Raw genomic sequence first — 1,028 nt, 5'->3', positions numbered from 1 at the left:
AATTATTAGAAAAATTTCCTGAAGCTGATCTTAAAAATTTAGATGACTCACAGCGCTTATTCGCATTAGAAAGATTTGTTAGTGATGATGTATTTAGAAGGATAAATTTAGACTTAGGTAAAACTATCCTAAGTAAAGCTCCGAATGCAACTTTGGGACTAAGCCGATTAAAAGAAATAAGAGACTACGTAAGGCAAACTGTGGCTGAATCGTTTAGAAAAAATATTAATGAAAGGACTCCACTAGCTTCAGATCAGATAAAAAATATTGTGGATAATTCAATACGTGAAACATTTGAAGTTTTTGAGGGATATGCCGAATGAAAATTACATGCGCATTAGAAAATTTTAATTTTTCTAAAATTAATAGCGACTTAGATGTAATACTATTTGAATATACACAAGATAAGACTAAGGGGTGTATTGGGGCAAAAATTTTACGAGAGGTTTATGATAGTAAACTTATTCCTCATGAAAAAGCATGGTATCTTGTATCTATTGCATTATCTGTGATTGCTGCAGATCAAGCTGGACATCGAAAAAAAAGTCCTGATGGTTGGACAAGAAATTTTGAGTTAACAATTTCAGTAATAGATAGTATTTTTTGGAATAAACAAAAAAAATTATTAGAAACCCTTTTAAGTTTTCTTACAACAGATAGATGGGAGTTAAATTTTGTTGGTGGTGGAGAATATCCAAAATTACATAAAGATGCCTTTTACCAATTAGAAGATTGTGTTTCCTTATTATCTGGTGGGCTTGATAGCTTCATTGGTGTTATAGACTTGGTTGAACAAAGTTATAAACCATATGTAGTAACCCAGACTGTAAGAGGTGATGGTAAAAACCAACAAGATTTTGCTAAGAAATTAGGTAATTTAGCCCAATTTATGACAAATCATAATGTTAAAGTACCATTTCCAGAAACACCCGCCTCTCAGAGATCAAGATCTATAATCTTTTTAGCATATGGCGTATTGATTGCATCATCATTAGATATGCATAGACAAAATGAAACAGTAACACTCT

At 31.6% G+C, this 1,028-nt stretch carries 1 protein-coding gene and 1 pseudogene; both read left to right on the top strand.

The genetic code is table 11. From position 1 onward, the window contains the following. Nucleotides 1–323, top strand: a 323-nt coding sequence (locus VXQ92_RS21220; RefSeq protein ID WP_416683094.1) for a hypothetical protein, incomplete at its 5' end; no start/stop codon positions are given. Beyond that, a pseudogene (locus VXQ92_RS21215) lies at nt 320–1,028 on the top strand (hypothetical protein); the annotation flags it as partial. The gene VXQ92_RS21220 and the pseudogene VXQ92_RS21215, both read left to right, overlap by 4 nt.

The organism is Acinetobacter sp. 228, assembly GCF_048147885.1.
This window is presented reverse-complemented; position numbering and strand designations above follow the sequence as displayed.